At 55.2% G+C, this 18,740-nt stretch carries 10 protein-coding genes and 1 pseudogene; 8 read left to right on the forward strand and 3 right to left on the reverse strand.

The window, feature by feature from the left end; all coding sequences use genetic code 11:
• Positions 1-79 precede the first annotated feature (79 nt).
• Entirely contained in the window at positions 80-2,413 is a 2,334-nt protein-coding gene (locus FHW76_RS12050; RefSeq protein WP_110209412.1) for a helix-turn-helix domain-containing protein, read from the forward strand.
• Here the strand turns inward: FHW76_RS12050 and FHW76_RS12055 are convergent.
• Positions 2,368-3,210 (reverse strand): helix-turn-helix transcriptional regulator, encoded by an 843-nt coding sequence (locus FHW76_RS12055; RefSeq protein WP_008805238.1) that lies wholly within the window; start codon positions 3,208-3,210, stop codon positions 2,368-2,370. The genes FHW76_RS12050 and FHW76_RS12055 overlap by 46 nt on opposite strands.
• Before the next feature lie 107 nt (positions 3,211-3,317).
• On the opposite strand from FHW76_RS12055, the gene FHW76_RS12060 reads away from it, so the two are divergent.
• The 4 genes and pseudogenes from FHW76_RS12060 to FHW76_RS12075 all read left to right on the forward strand — a co-directional run bounded on the left by FHW76_RS12060 (position 3,318) and on the right by FHW76_RS12075 (position 8,018).
• Positions 3,318-4,226, forward strand: a complete 909-nt coding sequence (locus tag FHW76_RS12060; protein ID WP_172755129.1) for an SDR family oxidoreductase — start codon at positions 3,318-3,320, stop codon at positions 4,224-4,226.
• A 333-nt stretch (positions 4,227-4,559) separates the two neighbouring features.
• Positions 4,560-6,203, forward strand: coding sequence for an ABC transporter substrate-binding protein SapA (sapA, locus tag FHW76_RS12065; RefSeq protein ID WP_008805240.1), 1,644 nt, complete (start codon positions 4,560-4,562; stop codon positions 6,201-6,203).
• Entirely contained in the window at positions 6,200-7,165 is a 966-nt protein-coding gene (gene sapB, locus FHW76_RS12070) for a putrescine export ABC transporter permease SapB (RefSeq protein WP_008805241.1), read from the forward strand. The genes sapA and sapB overlap by 4 nt, the downstream gene beginning before the upstream one ends.
• A gap of 228 nt (positions 7,166-7,393) precedes the next feature.
• Positions 7,394-8,018: pseudogene (locus FHW76_RS12075) on the forward strand (SOS response-associated peptidase family protein).
• 435 nt (positions 8,019-8,453) lie between these two features.
• On the opposite strand, the gene FHW76_RS26435 reads toward FHW76_RS12075, so the two are convergent.
• Both FHW76_RS26435 and FHW76_RS12080 read right to left on the reverse strand, forming a co-directional pair.
• Positions 8,454-8,681, reverse strand: coding sequence for a hypothetical protein (locus FHW76_RS26435; RefSeq protein ID WP_071787616.1), 228 nt, complete (start codon positions 8,679-8,681; stop codon positions 8,454-8,456).
• Positions 8,682-9,027: 346 nt separating this feature from the next.
• Positions 9,028-9,246 (reverse strand): cold shock domain-containing protein, encoded by a 219-nt coding sequence (locus tag FHW76_RS12080; RefSeq protein ID WP_126315592.1) that lies wholly within the window; start codon positions 9,244-9,246, stop codon positions 9,028-9,030.
• A 279-nt stretch (positions 9,247-9,525) separates the two neighbouring features.
• Between FHW76_RS12080 and cspF the strand changes: the two genes are divergently transcribed.
• The 3 genes from cspF to FHW76_RS12090 all read left to right on the forward strand — a co-directional run bounded on the left by cspF (position 9,526) and on the right by FHW76_RS12090 (position 18,729).
• Positions 9,526-9,738, forward strand: coding sequence for a cold shock-like protein CspF (gene cspF / locus FHW76_RS12085; RefSeq protein ID WP_071787615.1), 213 nt, complete (start codon positions 9,526-9,528; stop codon positions 9,736-9,738).
• An 81-nt stretch (positions 9,739-9,819) separates the two neighbouring features.
• The gene (locus FHW76_RS26310) at positions 9,820-9,984 is read left to right on the forward strand and encodes a YnfU family zinc-binding protein (RefSeq protein ID WP_220383972.1); all 165 of its coding nucleotides are present in this window, start codon (positions 9,820-9,822) and stop codon (positions 9,982-9,984) included.
• Positions 9,985-10,140: 156 nt separating this feature from the next.
• Positions 10,141-18,729 (forward strand): GH36-type glycosyl hydrolase domain-containing protein, encoded by an 8,589-nt coding sequence (locus FHW76_RS12090; RefSeq protein WP_117147672.1) that lies wholly within the window; start codon positions 10,141-10,143, stop codon positions 18,727-18,729.
• Positions 18,730-18,740: the final 11 nt, after the last annotated feature.

Genomic DNA, 18,740 nt, shown 5'->3' on the forward strand with positions numbered 1-18,740 from the left:
GAAATCAATGACTGTTTTTCATACATATCAGTTATGACAAAAAATAACGGGTTGTTTTTTGTCTGCGGAGGAGTGTCACGTGGAGCAGCATTCAGGCGACTTTAGCGTCACCGTGCGCGATGTACGTCAGTTGAACCAGACAGAAGGCGATCTGCTGACGCTGCTATGGGTGCTGGAGGGGAGCGTAAATCTGACGGAGGCGGAAGGAGTGCCGCAGCCGCTCGCCGCCGACGAGCTGGCGATCGTTAACCGCAACCGTCGCTGGAGTCTGCGCAGCGCCGGTACCAACGCAGTGATGATCCTGACCCTTTCCGCCAGCTGGCTGACCCGCCTTGACAGCGCTTTTTTTGCTGTCGACTATCAGATAACGCCGCGCACCCGGGATGCGGAGGACGGCCTGCGCCGCCTGATGCGCCAGCTGCTGGTGAGCGGCCTGGTCAAGCATCCCGGCCATTACCGACTGGAGGCCAACCGCTGGCTGAGTGAGATAGCGCTCCTGCTGGCCACGCGCTTCAGCCAGCCCATCGCCTCCGCGCCGCGCCGCGGAGCGGAGAACTGGAGCCGGCGAATAGCCAGCGTGGTGGCGCGGATCGACGCCAACTATCAGCGCCGCTTCTCGTTGCAGGAGGTGGCGGCAGCGGAATTTGTCTCCGAGGCCTGGCTGTCACGCTTATTTCACAAAGAAGTCGGGGTGAGTTTTGTTCAGTACCTCACCGCGCTGCGCCTGCGCCACGCCGCCGATCAGTTGTTGACCACCCGCAAACCCGCCCAGCAAATCGCCCGCGAACAGGGGTTCGCCAGTACCCGTATGATGAGCGATCTGTTTAAGCGCCAGCACGGCGTGACGCCGCGCCAGTATCGTGAACAGCATCCCCGGGAGCTTGCCCGACCGCGTCCGCCGCAGGCCGACCGCTGGCAGCCGGTCGCTGTCGACCGGCTCTATGCTCGCCTCAATGAACCGGAACCACGCGACCGGGAAAGTCCCCCGCTGCCGATCAATCCGCCGCAGACCCGGGAGATCAACCTGCACGATCGCCCGGCGCGCGCCGCTGTGCTGCGCCATACCCGGATGGTGGTGACCGTGCGCGAGCTGGACGACCTGCTACGGGAGGATGTGCGCCGGGAACTGGAGCAGCTGCACCGCGCCCTGCCGGTGTATGCCATCGATATCAACGATCCCTTTCTCAGCAGCCGGCTGTTCGGCACCGGCTGGGACGATCCGCAGATGGCCGGCTACGCCTGCTGGTATAACCTGCAGCAGATTTTTAGCTGGCTGGCGGCGATGGGCTGGAACGTGATCCTCCACACCGGCGTCACCACCCGCAGCGACCTGCTGCAGCGGTTTCTGCTGCTCGCCGCCAACCATTTTCCGCCGGCCACGCTCAACAGCTGGCGCTTTGTCTGGCACTGGTCGCCGCAGGCCAGCGAAGCGACCCGCCAGGCGGCCTGGCGCCAGCAGCGCGAGGTTCTTCACCGCCTGCTGCCGCAGCCGCAGCTGGGGATCTGGCACCGCTTTGCTCCCAGCGATCCCGGTAACGATCCGTTGTTTCACTCACCGCTGCTGGCGGAGGCGGATTTTCTCGCCTGCCAGGCAGATGCCAACGAACAACTGGATCTGGCGCAGGCAGACAGCAGCCGCCTGGCCTCCAGCGAACATTATCCGCTGCACAAGCTGCGGCAGATCCACAGCGCCCTGCGCCAGCGACAGCTTAACCTGCCGCTGTGGCTGCTCTCCTGGAATACCCTGACCGGCGATACGCGGGATACCAACGGCCGCTTTTTTCGCGGCGCGCTGTTGATGGATAATCTGCTGGGGGTGGCGGACCAGGTCTGGCTGGCGGGCTTCTGGTTAAATTCAGGCCTCCAGGGCGAAGCCCGCGCTAACGGGAAGCTCGATACCTCCAGCCTGGCGCTGCACTATCTGCACGGGCTGCCTCGCCCGGTTTACTGGGTACTGTGGCTCTGGCGGCGGCTGCGCGGCGAGATCCTGTTTCAGGATAAAAACCTGCTGTTGCTTCACCACCAGGGGCACTACCAGCTGCTGCTGCGCAATACGGTGGTCTACAATCCCTGGCTCTCCAGCGAAGCGGCCTTTATCCAGCGTTTCAGCCAGCCCTACAGCGTGCGGCTGCAGGGCCTGGAGGGCGGCTGGCGCGTCAAACAGCACCTGTTCGATCAGCATCATGGCGCGTTATTCCCGCTGGTCGACGCCTTTCGCAGCCGCAGCGGCCCCGACGCTGAGGATTACCAGTGGTTGATGCATCGGGCTCGTCCGGCGCTCAGTGTGGAAGATGCCCGGCTTGACGGACACTGGCTGCGGGTCGACTCGCTGGAAAGCAACGCTTTGGCGCTGTACGAATTTACGCCTCAGCGCGCTCCCGGCGAGGATCCCGCCCCCGCAAGCAATCCGTGAATTTTGCGCTGGCTCTCCGTCGTCGCCGGGTTGAAAACCAGCAGCGACAGATCGGGGCGGCCTTCCACGGCAAAAGAGGTGAACTCCAGATCGAGCGGGCCCATCTGCGGATGGTGAATGCGCTTATAGCCTTCTCCGTGGCCGGCGACGTCATGGCTTTGCCAGAAACGGGCGAACTCAACGCTCTGCTGCGTGAGTTCAGCGATCAACTGGTCAGTTTCCGTCGTCGCCCCCATCCGGGTTACGTCGGCGCGAAAAGCGTTGACGATAAGCTGCCCCACCGTCTGCCAGTCCTCCAGCGTGCAGCGGGCTTCAGGTCGGGTAAACAGGCGACGCAGTACGTTGCGCTCCGCCAGCGGTAGCTGGCTGTAGTCGGTCAGCACCCTGGCCGCCGCCGCGTTCCAGGCGATGACGTCCCAGCTGGCGGTGCGGATAATCGCCGGAATAGTAAAAGCGTCAAGCACCCGCTGCAGCCGCGGCGTCATATCATCTGTCACCGTCAGACGCGTCTGCGGCGGATGGCCAAAGGCGAGAATAAACAGATGCTCGCGCTCCGGGGTGGTCAGCCGCAGACCGCAGGCGATCCGCTCCAGCACCTCGCGGGAGGGCGCCCCGCCGCGCCCCTGTTCAAGCCAGGTATACCAGGTCGGGCTGATACTGGCGAGCTGCGCGACCTCTTCGCGGCGCAGCCCCGGCGTGCGCCGGCGTCCCGCCGGGAAGCCAAACGTCGCCGGATCGAGGCGCTGGCGCCGGGCGCGGAGAAAATCGCCTAAAGCATGGTTGTCAGAAGTGTTCATCATCTGCCTGTGGGTTCTGCCTGTTAGAATTTATACCCCGATAATGTCTCTACTTTTATAGTATGACATCGCAGGTAGGATACGCCTGAAACCCGTTCAGGAGATCCATGATGCGTATATTTCTTACCGGCGCGAGCGGATTTATCGGCTCACGTATTCTTCCGGCCCTGCAGGCGTCGGGCCATCAGGTTATCGGCCTCGCGCGCAGCGACACCGCAGCGCAGACCCTGAAAGCGGCAGGCGTCGAGGTGCACCGCGGCACGCTGGACGCCCCGGACTCGCTACTGGCTGGCGTCGAGGGCGCTGACGCGGTGATCCATACCGCCTTCGACCACGACTTCAGCCGCTTTGCCGCCAACTGCGAGAAAGACCGCCAGGCGATCCTGACCATGGGTCGGGCGTTGCAAGGCAGCGCGCGGCCGCTGGTCATCACCTCCGGCACATTGATGGGCGACGACGGGAGCGGCGTCCCGGCCCGGGAGTCGTTCTTCAACTCAGGGCACCCCAGCCCGCGCACCGCCTCTGAGCTCGCCGGTCAGCAACTGCTGGAGGCGGGAGTGGATGTTCGGGTGGTTCGCCTGCCGCAGGTACATGACACCGTGCGCCAGGGGCTACTGACCAGCTATATCGAACGCGCGGTCGCCAACGGGGCGGTGGCCCTGCGCGGCGAGGGAAGCAACCGCTGGTCCGCCGCCCATGTCAATGACGTCGCGCGACTGTACGTTAGCGCCCTGCTGCAGGGCGCGGCCGGCGAGCGCTACCATGCGGTGGACGAAGAGGGGATCGCGTTACGCGATATTGCTACGGTAATTGCTCAGGGATTAAACCTGCCGCTGACCCACCTGGATGAGTCGCAGGTCGACGCCTGGTTCGGCTGGTTTGCGCCGTTTACCGCCCTTGACCTGCGCGCCAGCTCAGCATGGACCCGTGAGCGATTGCAGTGGCAGCCGGTTGGCCCCGGGCTGCTGGAGGACCTGCGGAATATGGATTACCAAAAAGTGACGTTGTCACAATAAGCGAGCGAAACCCTCTGTTTAATTTTCTGACGGGCTCGCCCTCTGCCCGTCAGTCCCTCTGCTTTCTCCCCGCTATACTGAATATATCTCCCCGGCGTCAGCGTCTGTTTCATCGTCTGGCAAACCGCGGCCAAACAGACCTGACTGGCGATATCGGCGATAAAAAGTTACCATGTTTCAATATACAGACTCGGTTCCGCTACTATTTTAATCAATTGACTGAATACTATACGCTCCCGGTAACCGCATTATCCCTCAGGCTTGTTGAAGGCGGTGGTGAATGTCTATAAATCTTAATAAGATAGAGTTCAACTCTATAATCAAACAGAAAATATGCGCCTGAAATTGTCATCTCTCCTGGCAGCCGTTTCCCTGCTGTGTGGGCAGGCCTTTGCCGCCCCTGTGCTCCCTGACCGCGCCGATATCCGCGACAGCGGTTTCGTCTATTGCGTCAGCGGCCAGGTGAATACCTTTAATCCGCAGAAAGTCAGCAGCGGCCTGATTGTCGATACGCTGGCCGCTCAGATCTACGATCGTCTGCTTGACGTCGATCCCTATACCTACCGGCTGGTCCCCGAGCTGGCGGAGAGCTGGGAAGTCCTTGATAACGGCGCCACCTACCGCTTCCACCTGCGCCGCCATGTCCCGTTTCAACGCACGGCATGGTTTACCCCGACGCGGGACTTCAACGCGGATGATGTGATTTTTACCTTTGGCCGTATTTTTAACCGCGACCATCCGTGGCACAACGTCAACGGCAGCAGCTTCCCTTACTTCGACAGTCTGCAGTTTGCTGACAGCGTGGAGAGTGTGCGTAAGCTGGATAATCAGACCGTGGAGTTTCGCCTCAAGCGGCCGGACGCCTCGTTCCTCTGGCATCTGGCCACTCACTATGCGTCAATTACCTCTGCCGAATATGCCGCCCGCTTAACGCAAGACGACCGCCAGGAGCAGCTGGATCGCCAGCCGGTCGGTACCGGTCCGTTCCAGTTGTCCGAGTACCGCTCCGGGCAATATATCCGTCTGCAGCGTCACCCCGACTACTGGCGCGGCAAACCGTTGATGCCGCAGGTGGTGGTGGACCTCGGCTCCGGTGGTACCGGCCGACTGTCGAAACTGCTCACCGGGGAATGCGACGTGCTGGCCTGGCCCGCCGCCAGCCAGCTGACGATCCTGCGCGACGATCCGCGCCTGCGCCTGACGCTGCGCCCGGGAATGAACATTGCCTGGCTGGCCTTCAACACCGCCAAGCCGCCGCTGGACAACCCTGAGGTGCGGCATGCGCTGGCGCTGGCTATTAACAACCAGCGCCTGATGCAGTCCATCTACTACGGCACCGCAGAGACGGCGGCATCCATGCTACCGCGCGCCTCGTGGGCCTACGATAACGACGCTAAAATTACTGAGTACAATCCCCAGGAAGCCCGCGCCCGCCTGAAGGCCCTGGGGCTGGAAAATCTGACCCTCAAGCTGTGGGTGCCCACCAGCTCTCAGGCATGGAACCCCAGCCCGCTGAAAACGGCGGAGCTGATCCAGGCGGATATGGCGCAGATTGGCGTCAAGGTGATCATCATGCCGGTGGAGGGGCGCTTCCAGGAGGCGCGGCTGATGGACATGAACCATGACCTGACGCTCTCCGGCTGGGCGACGGACAGTAACGATCCGGACAGTTTTTTCCGGCCGCTGCTGAGCTGCGCGGCGATCGCCTCACAAACCAACTTTGCCCACTGGTGTAACCGGGAATTTGATGACGTGCTGCAAAAAGCGCTGCTTTCGCAACAGCTCTCCTCGCGGATGGACGCTTACAAAGAGGCACAGCGGATCCTCGCCCGCGAACTGCCGGTCCTGCCGCTGGCCTCCTCGCTGCGTTTGCAGGCCTATCGCTATGATATGAAAGGCCTCGTGCTGAGCCCCTTCGGTAACGCTTCGTTCGCTGGCGTATCGCGGGAGAAAACCGAAGAGGTGAAAAAACCATGATTATTTTTACCCTGCGTCGTCTGCTGTTGCTGCTGGTCACCCTCTTTTTTCTGACCTTTATCGGCTTCAGCCTGAGTTATTTCACCCCTCATGCGCCGCTACAGGGCGCCTCCCTGTGGAATGCGTGGCTGTTCTGGTTTCAAGGGGTGCTGCACTGGGATTTTGGCGTCTCCAGCATTAACGGCCAGTTGATTTCTGAGCAGCTGCGCGAGGTGTTCCCGGCGACCATGGAGCTGTGCATCCTCGCCTTCGGCTTTGCCCTGCTGATTGGCATTCCGGTGGGCATGATCGCTGGCGTAATGCGCAACAAATGGCCTGATACCCTGATCAGCGCCGTCGCGCTGGTCGGTTTCTCGATCCCGGTGTTCTGGCTGGCGCTGCTCCTGACCCTCTTCTTCTCGCTGACTCTTGGCTGGTTTCCGGTCTCTGGCCGCTTCGATCTGCTGTATGAGGTGAAAACCGTCACCGGTTTTGCGCTGATTGACGCCTGGATCTCGGACTCGCCATGGCGCCATGAGATGATCGTCAGCGCCGCGCGGCATATGGTGCTGCCGGTGCTGACCCTGGCGGTGGCGCCCACCACCGAGGTGATCCGCCTGATGCGCATCAGCACCAGCGAGGTGTATGACACCAACTATGTCAAAGCGGCTGCCACCCGCGGCGTGTCGCGACGCAAAATTTTACTGCGCCATGTACTGCACAACGCCCTGCCGCCGGTGATCCCGCGCCTCGGCCTGCAGTTTTCCACCATGCTCACCCTGGCGATGATCACCGAGATGGTGTTCAGCTGGCCCGGACTGGGACGCTGGCTGATCAACGCGATCCGCCAGCAGGACTACGCGGCGATCTCCGCCGGCGTCATGGTGATTGGCGCACTGGTCATTATCGTCAACGTGATTTCCGATATCCTCGGTGCCATGGCTAACCCGCTGAAACATAAGGAATGGTATGCCCTACGATAGCAGCTACAAACTAAATAATTTTTTTAATTAAAAACAATGTGTTAAATTTTTAAATTGTGCGATTTCCCTGACTTTAATACACAATTTTGTACACATTGTTTTTGACGTCATCTCCGACAGTCATCAGTTAGATGGCTGTCGGAGTTCCCTTCCTACGTTTCCTCCACACCTTCTATACTTCCATTCTGACCACTGGTGGTTGATATGTGCTGACGCTTTTCTCAGTCAATGACCCGTGAAGATTATCTGTCCTACCTTGCAGATGATGCCGATCGTGACATTGCATATGACCCGGCGCCGATTAGTCGATATAACGTCGCGCCCGGTACCAAAGTTTTGCTTCTGAGCGAACGCGGCGAACAACTGCATATCGATCCTGTCTTCTGGGGTTATGCGCCCGGGTGGTGGGATAAGGCTCCACTGATTAACGCGCGTGTTGAAACCGTGGTTACCGGCAGGATGTTTAAGCCGCTATGGCAACATGGCCGGGCGATCTGCTTTGCTGATGGGGGCTTCGAATGGAAGAAAGAAGGTGACAAGAAGCAACCCACTCTACTTTATCCATCGCGCCGATGGCCAGCCGATATTCATGGCGGCAATCGGAAGCACACCATTTGGAGACGAAACAGAAGGCTTTCTGATCGTCACCGCAGCAACAGAAAAAGGTCTAATAGATATCCACGACCACCAGCCTCTGGTACTGTCGCCAGAAGCAGCAAGATAATGGATGAGTCAGGACATTGGAGGGAAAGAGTCAGAGGAGTTAGCTGCGGATGGCACCGTGCCCGCAGACAAATTTATCTGGCATGCAGTGACGCGCGCCGTAAAAAAATTTGAAAAATCAGGGGAATAATTGATTGAGGCAATCAAATGCACATAGCCAGACGTGCGCCTAATGCCAAAAGCAGAAATAAATAATAATTTTTCGATAATAACTTACTGGGTCAGAAAATGGAATATCCGGTGAAAAAGCCCTTGCTGCATTGTCTGGATGTATCAATATGATGCCGGGTTCCTCCCGGTAAATATTTAGATATCCCCCCATGACTCGCGGCTTCAGTCGTGCATGATGAACATTCCAGCAGCAAAGTCATCAGGTTAGAAAGATATCTGCATTTTGTCAGTGCACAAAGAGTGACTTCCTTATATGAGAACGATTATTAAAAATGAACATGTAAAAAAAGGCCTGCTATTAGCAAGCCACAAAGATTTTAACTCATTTTTTTTCGCTTCTGATAAATAGGGTAAATACGCAATTAAATTTGAAGCAGAGAACATAACAAAAATGCTATAAATATTTCCGGGACGCATCGAGAATTTCCTGTGACATTAACTGTCTGTCAGAGGCTACGTAAATAACATCATGATCACCGGTTAATGAAGGAAAGCCTGCAGACATAATCTGTAGATGTGTTTCTTCACCGTTTGGGTATTCCTGTCTGATTGAGGATGTCCCCTCCGGAACGGTCATGACTTTACAGGATTCGGTATTAAAGAAAACGAGTACTTTTATCATATGCCACCATAATTCTGTTAGTCTTTTCCGTCACTCTCTTCTATCAGTGATGTTAAATGACGATGCAATTAAAATACAATCAGGGACGTGATGATTTCGAAGGCAGCCCCGCCTCTTACATATTTTATTATTTAACAGGCAGTTAGCTTCTGCTTTCATGCTTTCATGCTTTCATGCTTTCATGCTTTCATGCAGCAGTCCTGCACTTCATCACATCGGTCAGCACACTCATAATTGCGAAAAACATGTTGACCTGATATTAAAAATAACCGACTTTCTCTGATTTAATTTATGGACCTGTCTACTCAGGAATAATCCTTCATCGTTGTCGCAGGCCCACAAATTTTCATTTATCGCAAAGTATTACGTTTGTAGCAGCAGGCCCTTTTTCACCACTCTGCATGGCGAACTCAACTTTCTGCCCTTCAAATAAGGTATTGAAATTCTCACCATGAAGCGAGGAGAAATGGACGAAAACATCCTTGCTACCGTCAAGAGGTGAAATGAAACCAAAACCTTTATCTTCGTTAAACCATTTTACCAAACCTTTAATTCTTGTAGACATACTGACTCCTGTTATACATGATAGTATTAATAGTAAACGTATAGTATTAAAGGTATGACTCAAAAAGAGGGGATATCAGCGATAGCGCCTGGTAATGAGGACTGACCAGAAAATGTTTAACGTTCGTTTGTACATTGAACTAACAGGATTCATTAAGGCACAGGGAATCGATATAAGCAAATTATTTTTTTAGCCATCCAGAAGTCCGGCAGGAAAATTAAATGTGCAATATACTATTTTGAATGTATAGTCTTTACGTGTTTTCAATAAGGAATTGACTTGTCCCATAAAATGACAGGCATTGTCAAAAGCTTTGACATTCTCAGTGGTAAAGGCCTCATAATCCCTTCAGATGGGCGAAAAGATGTTCTGCTTCACATTTCAGCCGTTAACTCCCGCGAATCAGAATTACTCATCCCAGGAAGCCGCATAGAATTCTGTCGGATCAATGGTCCCAGAGGGCCTGTGGCTGCGAACATTTACCTCTCCTAAATTTCAGGGTCTCAAAATAAACAGATTAAAACTTAACCATATGTGATACGGTGAAGTTCATTCATTGAAAGGTTAATGGTTATGTCTATTATCAATTACGCAATGAAATTCTTCAGCGGTGCATCTACTGCCACTGTTGGCTGCACTGTTTGTGGTTTCAAATCAGTTCAACCGATGGCAAAAATCCGGCGCAATCAGGCCATGCTTTGCCCTCGGTGTAAAGCCCTGTTTATCTCACGGCGCTAGTATCAACTGATCCACCGTGGACAGAACCATCTTCTATACTTAAGTTAAATCCCAGCAGCTGTTAAATCCCTGATGCCTGACGCCCATCCTGAGAGAACGTTTCTGAACTGATTTCGCAACTGCTCCTGCGCGCTAATGTCGCATCAGAGCAATGCTATGAAAATGAACCCCAGAGCGTGGTTTAACCGCTCCCGTATTCCGGTGAATGCTGCCGAAAACGTAACGTTTTCGGCGAACGATCCTGCAAGCGAAAGCACTCCGCGGTCAGAACTCTTTTCGACTGCCCAGATGGAACGCTATGGTCAGAAGCTGGCGCGGACCCATAAAGTATCACCGGATAAACATCCCTATTATCTTCTGAAACGGCTTGGCGACAATGAGGCCGTTATCACCCAAAACTGCTATGAGCTTAATGCAGGTAAAAAGACCAGTATCATGCCCGCCGGGGAGTGGTTGCTGGACAATTATTATCTGATTGAGGAACAAATCCGTACCGTCCGCCAGCACTTGCCGAAAAGTTTTGGTAAAGGTCTCCCGTCGCTGATGTCGCCGCTGAATTGCCCAAGAATTTATCATATCGCATCAGAGGCCATTGCTCACGGTGATGGCCGCTGGGATGCCACCAGTCTGACCAGCTATCTCGCTGCCTATCAACAGGTGACGCCGCTGACACTAGGTGAAATCTGGGCATTACCGGGAATGCTTCGCCTGGCGCTGATTGAAAATCTTCGTCGTATCAGTATGGAAGTGATAAAAGCGCAACAGGACAGAAACCTGGCAGATACGTGGATAACCAGGATTTTCGAATGTGCAGAGAGTGCGCCTGGTGATTTAATTATGGTGGTTGCCGATTTGGCGCGCTCCCGTCCTCCGTTATCCAGCGCGTTTGTCGCAGAACTGGTGCGGCGTCTGCAGGGGCACGGCAACGCGCTGTCGTTACCTCTTACCTGGGTTGATCAGTGCCTTCGGGAACAGGGAGTCACCACTGACATTCTCATAAATAACTTCAATCAACAGCTTGCCGCCAGCCAGCTGTCTGTCAGTAACAGCATCGCAGGCCTGCGATTACTGGGTGAAACGGACTGGGCTGATTTCGCCGAAACGATAAGCGTCGTCGAACAGGCATTAAGCAATGATCCTGCCGGTATCTATCCCCGGATGCACTTCAATACCCGGGATCATTACCGGCACGTAGTTGAGGTCCTGGCCAGAGACAGTGGGCTCAGCGAGCCTGAGGTTGCTGACAGGGTGCTGGCGCTTTCAGAGGAAAAAGCCCCCAATACACCGGAACATCATATTGGTTATTATCTCGCCGGCGAAGGTCGACAGGCACTGGATATACATCTTCTGGCAGACACCTCAGGGCTCATACGCTTGCGGCACAGTTTCAACAGAATAACCCTGCTGTCATGGCTTGGCAGCCTGGCGTTGTTGACAACCGCAGCGACCGCGGCAATATTGCACGAAACTGCCATGCAGGGCGTAGGTTGGTTGTTAATCGCGGTGATATTACCTCTGGTTATCGCTTTAACTCAGTTAATGAGTGATTTACTCAGTGACGCAACCACCCGTTTTCGCGTTCCTCGCCCCTTGCCGGGGATGGATTTTTCAGCCGGTATTCCCGCTGACAGTGCCACTATGTTAGTCATTCCCTGCATGTTGACCAGCCACGAAAGTTTCAGCCAGCTCCTCACCAGTCTTGAAGTTTGCTGGTTGGGGAATGAAAACGAAAATCTCAGGTTCGCGCTGCTCACTGATTTTGCAGATTCTGAAAATGAACCCTCGCCGGAAAGTCACGCGCTGCTCAGACAGGCTATCGCTGATACGCAGGCGCTGAATCGGCGCTACCCCTCCGGTCGACCACGTTTTTATCTGTTACATCGTCAGCCTGAATGGAACCCCTCGGAAGGAATGTGGATGGGCTACGAACGCAAGCGGGGAAAACTGGCGTTGCTGAACAGCTGGTTGCGCCATCCGGGAACGCAATTCGTCAGCGTTGCAGACATGCCGGCCCACCTTTTACCGGATCACATTAAATACGTCATTACCCTGGACAGTGATACGGTGTTGCCGCGCGATACGGCTCACAAACTGGTCGCGGCGATGGCCCATCCGTTGAATACGCCAGAGTATGATCCGGTACGCCAGAGGGTGGTCAAAGGATTTGGTATTTTACAACCCGGTCTTGCGGAGGAGATACCACGTAACGGTCAGGGGCGTTACGCCGCCCTGCGCAGCAGCATACCGGGTAATAACCCCTATTCTATGATGTCTTCGGATATCTATCAGGATCTCTTTGGGGAAGGATCGTTTGTGGGCAAAGGGATTTACGATGTTGACATTTTTATGCAGGCCACTGCCAATACCTGTCCGGAAAATCTGGTTCTCAGCCATGATCTCCTCGAAGGGTGCTATGCGCGCTCGGGTCTGCTGAGTGAGGTGTTACTCTACGAACAGTACCCTAATAATTATCTGTCCGACGTTGCACGCCGTTCACGCTGGATCCGGGGTGACTGGCAACTGCTTAACTGGCTGAAACCACACGTCAGAAAAGCCGATGGAACCCGTACCCGGAATCCACTGACCGCGCTTTCTTACTGGAAATTACTCGACAATCTGCGTCGCAGCCTAGTAGCCCCCTCCTTACTGGTATTGCTGTTCTTCACTCTGCTTTGGGTACCCAATCCGGTTTACTGGCTGGGCATACTGTTGCTGATATGGCTGTTGCCAGCCCTCCTCTGCATTAGCCACGACCTTCTGCATAAACCTCTGCGTCGCCGCGTGAAGTCGCATCTGTTACTGGTGGGGGCGGGCGCGCTAAAGCGTCTGTCAGGTATCAGCCTTAATTTTGCGATACTGCCGCACGAAGCCGGATATTCGCTGAAAGCGATCGCCGAGACGCTATGGCGACTGGGGATAAGCAGGCGTCACCTCAGCCAGTGGGTCAGCCACAGCCAGGACAGCAGTCAGGCCAGACCCACTGTTGCACGTTTTTATCAGGCGATGTGGCTGAACGTTGCCGGTGGCGTGGCGCTGACAATACTGACCGGACAATTTGCCCCACAGCTGCTGGGGATTGCGTTACCGATCGGTTTGGTATGGTGTGTGGCACCGCTGCTGATGAGCAGGCTGAGTCGCCAGCCCGTGCGTAAGGTTTTTTCGCCTAATCAGGAACAAAAACAGCTGTTACGCCAGACAAGCCGTGAAATCTGGGCTTTTTTTGAAACATTTGCCACAGCAAAAGAGAACTGGCTTCCGCCTGATAATTATCAGGAAATACCACAACCGACGGTGGCACACCGAACCTCTCCTACCAATATTGGTCTTTCACTTATGGCTAACCTGACGGCATGGGACTTTGGCTACCTGCCTGGCGGAGAGGTGCTCCGGCGCGTGTCGCTCACGCTCGACACGATGGATAAAATGGAGCACTACCGGGGCCATCTCTACAACTGGTATGACACCCGTACGCTGGTCCCCCTAAGTCCACGCTATATCTCCAGCGTCGACAGCGGCAATATGGCCGGGCATTTATTGACCCTGCGTGCAGGCCTGTCCGCCATGCGTCATCAGCCTGTTTTAAGCAGCCAACAGATACTGACAGGACTGAACGATACGCTGGATATTCTGGAAAAACAGTGGGGTAAGAACCCACCTGACAGCCTGAAACTGCTGCGCAAGCATTGCCTGAACGCGGTGTCGCTCTCTCCGCAGGCGCTTTTCAGCGAACTGAAAAGCATGCGCACCCAGTGCAACCATCTGACCAGCGCATGCCATCAGGGATCTCCTCTTCAGATGCGCTGGGCTGGACATCTGGAGCATCAACTGGTTCAGCTTTGCCATGAGTGGTCTCTGTTGCTTGGCTGGTTGCCTGCATCCTGGAATGAACAGACGCTGCCGACGCTGAGCGAGCTTGCCCGTCCGACATTAACCGGTACAGGAACGCCTCCGGCGTCAGTGACGGAGCAGGCCCGAATGCGACTCAATATTATCACCGAACTGGAACAGCGGCTGGATGAGCATGCCCGGATGGATTTCGCCTTTCTGTACAGTGAAGCAACCAGTCTGCTCAGCGTCGGTTATAACTGTGACACCAATATGCCTGACAAGAGCCACTACGATCTCCTGCCGTCTGAAATTCGCCTGACCAGTTTTCTTGCCATTGCGACTAATCAGCTGCCTCTTAAAAGCTGGTACGCGCTGGGTCGATTGTTTACCACGATTGATAATGAAACTGCCCTGATGTCATGGAGCGGATCCATGTTTGAATATCTGATGCCGAATCTGGTGATGCCCACCTGGCCCGGAAGCCTGCTCGATGAAATGAGTCAGTCGGCGGTTATGCGCCAGATTCACTGGGGGAAAGAACGCGGGGTACCATGGGGTGTTTCAGAGTCTGGCTATCATGCTTTTGATGTTCAGCATAATTATCAGTATCAGGCATTTGGCGTACCGGGGCTCGGTCTGCGCAGGGGACTTGCCGATGACATGGTTGTTGCTCCTTACGCCACGCTGCTGGCGCTGATGGTTTCCCCACAGAGAGCCTGTGAGAACCTGTTCAGGCTGCAAAAAAATGGTGCACGCGGAGAATACGGTTTTTATGAAGCGCTGGACTATACCCCCTCACGTCTTGCAACCGGTCAGCTCTATGCGGTGGTACAGTCCTGGATGGCGCATCACCAGGGTATGGCATTTCAGGCGCTGGCTCATGTGCTGCTTGACGCCCCCATGACTGAACGCTTTATGTCCAGCACGGTATTCCTGTCAGCGAGTCTGCTGTTACAGGAGCGCGTGCCGGATGCGGTCGATCTGTACAGTCCGCGCCGTCATTTTGAATCTCATGAGGGCATGGTCAAACCCGTTCGCTATGAACCCCGTATTTTCTATAGCGTGGATACCCCCGCCCCGGATATTCAACTCCTGTCCAACGGCCATTATCATCTGATGTTGACCGCGGGCGGCGGTGGTTACAGTCGCTGGAATGATATTGCACTAACGCGCTGGCGCAGTGATACCACCCGTGATAACTGGGGAGCATTCTGCTACATCCGCGATACCCAGACGGGAGATGTGTGGAGCAATACCTGGCAACCGACAGGCTACACCAGCGGACAAGACGAGGAAGTGTTGTTCACCGATGCGGGGGCAGAATTCAGACGCAGCTTAGGGGGACTCAGCGTCAAAACTCAGGTGGTGATCTCTCCGGAGGATGATGTTGAATTGCGACGGCTCACACTGATTCATCGTGGTCGCAAGCCTCGCTCTCTGGAGCTGACAACCTATGCTGAAGTGGTACTGGCACCTGATGCCAGCGATCTGGCACACCCGGCATTCAGCAATTTGTTTATTCAGACTGAGCTTGCTCCTGAACGTGACGCTATTCTTTGCCACCGGCGCCCGCGCTCACCGGATGAACCGGGCCCTTGCCTGTTTCACATGATGGTGGTGCACGGCGATAACCGACATAACGTGTCGTTTGAAACGGACAGGGCAAGGTTTATTGGACGTGGCAGAAACCCTGCGAATGCACAGGCAATAGAGACGGGAGGGATGCTAGGCAACACGTCGGGCTCGGTGCTGGATCCGATACTGGCAATTCGCAACGCCATCATTCTGCAGCCGGGGCAGCCGGTTACGATTGATATCATTTATGGCATCAGCGAGACCCGTCAGCAGAGCCTGGCGTTGCTGGAGAAATATCGCGATTACCCTATCGCCGATCGCGTCTTTGAACTGGCCTGGTCTCACAGTCTGGTGGTATTGCGCCAGATGAACGCCAGTGAAGATGATGCCACGTTGTTCAATAATCTCGCCAGCGCTGTGCTTTACCCTGTCCAGGAGCTGCGCGCCGAAGGCCAGGCGATCGACCGCAACCGGCGTGGCCAGTCCGGACTGTGGGGCTGGGCAATTTCAGGAGATCTGCCGATAGTGCTGCTGAGTATAACCAGCGAGGAAAGTATCACCTCAGTGACCACACTGATTCAGGCACACCGTTACTGGAGACAGAAAGGGCTGGATGTTGATTTGGTTATCCTGAATAACAGCCCCGGCGGCTACCAGCAGGGATTACAAAATCAGATTATGGAGTTAATTTATGCCGGGTCTGAAGCCAGTCTGCTGGATAAAAAGGGCGGGCTTTTTGTCCGGAACGGTGAGCATCTCTCCGCTGAGGATAAGTTGCTTTTGATGAGCGTGGCCTGTCTTTATCTTGATGACCGCGCAGGGGGTATTAATGAGCAGCTTAACCAGCGTATTCATACGCTGAAATCGCCGGCAAGGGCATTCATTCCGCGTGCTGTGCGCGAGCGTAATCAACATACGGACTGGAGCCCTGATACCAGTCAGTTATGCCATTTCAATGGGTACGGTGGATTTTCTCTGGATGGGCGGGAATATCAGATCGTCCTTCGGGAAAATGCGCTTACACCGGCTCCCTGGTCGAACATACTGGCAAATTCTCGTTTTGGCAGTGTGATCTCAGAGGCAGGGCAGGCCTATACCTGGTATGAGAATGCCCATGAATACCGGTTGACGCCGTGGGAGAACGATCCGGTGAGCGATCGCAGCGGCGAAGCATTTTACCTGCGCGATGAAGAGAGCGGGGAGTGCTGGTCGCCGACGGCTTTACCTGTTCGCGGACACGGTGATTACCTGACCCGCCATGGTTTTGGCTACAGCGTTTTTGCCCATCGTGAGAGTGGTATAGACAGCGAGTTGACGGTCCTGGTTGCTGAAGAAGATCCGGTTAAACTGGTGCTCCTGACGCTCAGTAACTCTTCGGGACGGACACGTCAACTTTCCGTCACAGGCTATGTAGAGTGGACGCTCGGAGAAACACGAACGCGCTCAGCCCCTCACATTGTGACACATGTGGCCAGAACGCCCGGCGGCTGCGGGATACTTGCGAATAACTTTTATGGTGATAATGGTGGCGGCCGAACTGCATTTTTTGCCGTCAGCGGTAATGACTGTTCTCTGACAGGGGACCGCCGGGAGTTTATTGGCCGTAATGGTTCCCTTCACGCCCCTTCGGCCATGAAACTGCAAAAGCTTTCTGGTAAGACGGGGGCCGGTCTGGATCCCTGCGGAGCGGTGCAATCGGCGGTTACATTAATTGACGGGGACCAGAGGACGTTTATTTTTATCCTCGGCGCAGAGGAGAATGATGTTTGTGCTCAGGAGATGCTGGCCCGCTACATGAACGAGGATACGGTCCGCCAGGAGCTGAACCGGATTCATAATCACTGGCACAATGTTCTCGATAAAATCGTAGTTAACACCCCCGACACGTCCGTAAATTTACTGGTTAATGGCTGGCTGTTGTATCAGACGGTCGCCTGCCGTCTTATGGCCCGGAGTGGCTACTATCAGTCTGGCGGTGCATTTGGTTTTCGCGATCAGCTGCAGGATACGCTAGCTCTGAGCCACGCTGCTCCGGACCGGATGCGTGAACAGATAATACTCTGCGCATCGCGGCAGTTTATCGAGGGGGATGTGCAGCACTGGTGGCACCCGCCACACGGCAACGGTGTGCGTACCCGCTGTTCCGATGACTATCTTTGGCTGCCGCTTGCTGTTTGCTACTATGTTGAAACGACGGGGGATATGGATGCACTGGAAATACGCATTCCTTATCTGGAGGGACGCTCGCTTCAGCCTGGTGAAGAGTCTGTCTATGACACGCCGGTCATCAGCGGCACCGAAGAGACACTCTGGTTACACTGCGTCAAAGCTATACACTATGGACTTCGCTTCGGGGAGCATGGCCTGCCGCTGATGGGTGCTGGTGACTGGAATGACGGGATGAACCGGGTGGGTATCGAAGGCAAAGGTGAAAGCGTCTGGCTGGGCTTCTTCCTGTACGACATTTTGCAGCGGTTTGCAGCGCTGGCGGAGCGCAGGCTGGATGAAAGCGTCGCCGCGATGTGCCGTTCACAGGCTCTGCGCCTGCAAAGTAATCTCGAAGCCCACGCCTGGGATGGGGAATGGTACCGGCGCGGGTATTTTGACGATGGTACTCCCCTGGGATCGAAAACCTCACAGGACTGCCGGATTGATGCGATTGCGCAGAGCTGGTCTGTATTGTCCGGCGCCGCGAGCCCGGGACGGTGCGCAAAGGCCATGCAGGCGCTGGATAAGCACCTTGTGGATAACGAAGGAGGGCTGATCAAACTGTTAACGCCTCCTTTCGACGGACACGGTCCAAATCCGGGCTACATACAGGGGTACCTGCCAGGCGTGCGGGAAAACGGAGGGCAGTATACGCATGGCGCCATCTGGGCAGTGATGGCCTTTGCCCGAATGGGGAATGCCGGACGAGCCTGGCAACTCTGGTCAATGCTCAACCCTATAAATCATACCCTGAATGCGGACTCTGTCGGGATTTATAAAGCTGAGCCTTATGTCATGAGTGCTGATGTCTACAGCGTCGCTCCCCATACCGGACGTGCAGGGTGGAGCTGGTATACCGGTTCCGCAGGCTGGGCCTGGCGTTTACTTACCGAGGAATTACTGGGGATAAAACGTTCCGGCACTGAGTTTAGTGTTCATGCCCGGTTACCGGATGAGTGGTCGTCTTTTTCTATGGCATATCAATATGGTGAAAGCCATTATCAGATTAGTGTTTCACGCGGCGATGCAGAATATTGCGTGACACTGGATGGTGTTCTCCTCCCTGATGACAGAATACCGCTGAAGGATGATGGACAAAACCATACGGTTGAGATCATTCAGAACTGTCACTGAGCCCGGAGGTG

The organism is Klebsiella sp. RC2 (genome assembly GCF_014192815.1).
Taxonomy (GTDB): domain Bacteria; phylum Pseudomonadota; class Gammaproteobacteria; order Enterobacterales; family Enterobacteriaceae; genus Klebsiella; species Klebsiella variicola.